This window comes from Actinosynnema sp. (genome assembly GCF_052038725.1).
The window spans coordinates 1-1,892 of the sequence record NZ_JBQGCX010001532.1 but is presented as its reverse complement, the minus strand read 5'-3'; the positions used below and the strand labels follow the sequence as shown (position 1 = coordinate 1,892).

1 protein-coding gene is annotated in these 1,892 nt (G+C 76.5%); it reads left to right on the top strand.

Features of this window, described 5'->3' with window-relative positions; all coding sequences use genetic code 11:
- Positions 1-1,892: acyltransferase domain-containing protein (locus tag ACTUAL_RS32205; RefSeq protein ID WP_440902870.1), on the top strand; the 1,892-nt coding region annotated here is incomplete at both ends.

Genomic DNA, 1,892 nt, shown 5'->3' with positions numbered 1-1,892 from the left:
CAGCTCGACGCCGCACTGTCCGCGCTGGCCTCCGGCGAGGCCGCGGCGTCCGTCGTGGACGGCGAGGCGCTGTCCGACCCGAGGGTCGTGTTCGTCTTCCCCGGCCAGGGCTCGCAGTGGGCGGGCATGGCCGTGGAGCTGCTCGACTCCTCCCCGGTGTTCGCCGAGCGGATGCGCGAGTGCGCCGCCGCGCTGGCCCCGCACGTGGACTGGAACCTGGTCGACGTCGTGCGCGACGCCCCCGGCGCGCCGCCGCTGAACCGGGTGGACGTGCTCCAGCCGGTGCTGTGGGCGATCACCGTGTCCCTGGCGGAGCTGTGGAAGCACCACGGCGTGCGCCCCGACGCGGTCGTCGGCCACTCCCAGGGCGAGATCGCCGCCGCCGTCGTCTCCGGCGCGCTGTCCCTGCAGGACGGCGCCGCGATCGTCGCGCTGCGCAGCGTCCTGATCGGCGAGGAGCTGTCCGGCAAGAGCGGGATGCTGTCCATCCAGCTGCCCCTGGACGAGGTCCTGCCGCGCCTGCGCGAGGGCCTGACCATCGGCGCGCTCAACGGCGCCCGCTCGGTCGTGGTCTCCGGCGACCCGGAGAACCTGGCCGCGCTCCAGGCCGAGCTGACCGCCGAGGGCGTGCGCGCCCGCCCGGTCAAGATCGACTACGCCTCGCACTCCCCGCACGTGGAGGTGATCCGCGAGCGGCTGCTGGCCGTGATCGCGCACGTCGCCCCGCGCGCCGCCACCACCCCGTTCTGCTCCACCGTCACCGGCGGCTTCCTCGACGGCGCGAGGCTCGACGCCGACTACTGGTACTCCAACCTGCGCGAGAAGGTCGACTTCGTCGGCGCCACCCGCGCCCTCCTCGGCTCCGGCCACACCGTGTTCATCGAGTGCAGCCCGCACCCCGTGCTGCCCTCGGCCGTGCAGGAGACCGCCGACGAGGACGACCGCGAGGTCGTCACCGTCCCGACCCTGCGCCGCGAGGACGGCGGCCCCCGCAGGCTGCTGCTGTCCCTGGCCCAGGCGTGGACGCGCGGCGTCGACGTGGACTGGACCACCCTGATCACCGGCCCGGCCGCCCCGCGCCGCGTCGCCCTGCCCACCTACGCCTTCCAGCACCGCCGCTTCTGGCTCGACGCCACCGACGGCCCCGGCGACGTCTCGTCGGCGGGCCTGGGCGCCACCGGCCACCCGCTGCTGGGCGCGACCACCACCACCGCCGAGAACGACGGCGTCCTGCTCACCGGCCGCCTCGCGCTCGACACCCACCCGTGGCTGGCCGACCACGCCGCCTCCGGCGTCGTCCTGCTGCCCGGCACCGCGTTCGTGGAGCTGGCGGTCCGGGCGGGCGACCAGGTCGGCTGCGACCGCGTGGACGAGCTGACCCTGGAGGCCCCGCTGGTGCTGCCCGCGCGCGGCGGCACCGTCCTGCAGGTCGCGGTCGGCGCGCCCGACGCCACCGGAAGGCGCGCGGTGAGCGTGCACTCCCGGCCCGAGGACGCCGACTCCTCGTGGACCCGGCACGCCTCCGGCTTCCTGGACCACGCCCCGCGCACCAGCCCCGAGCGCCTGACCGCGTGGCCGCCGCCCGGCGCGGCCAAGCTCGACGTCGACGCCCTCTACGCGGAGCTCGCGGCGGGCGGCTACGCCTACGGCCCGGTGTTCCGCGCCGTCCGCGCCGCCTGGCGGCAGGGCGACGTGGTGTTCGCCGAGGTCGCGCTGCCCGAGCACGCCGACGCGGCGGGCTTCGGCCTGCACCCGGCGCTGCTCGACGCCGCGCTGCACGCCACCGGCGCCCGCGAGGGCGGGGCCGAGGACGGCCTGATCGACCTGCCGTTCGCCTGGACCGGCGTCACCCTGCACGCCTCCGGCTTCCTGGACCACGCCCCGCGCACCAG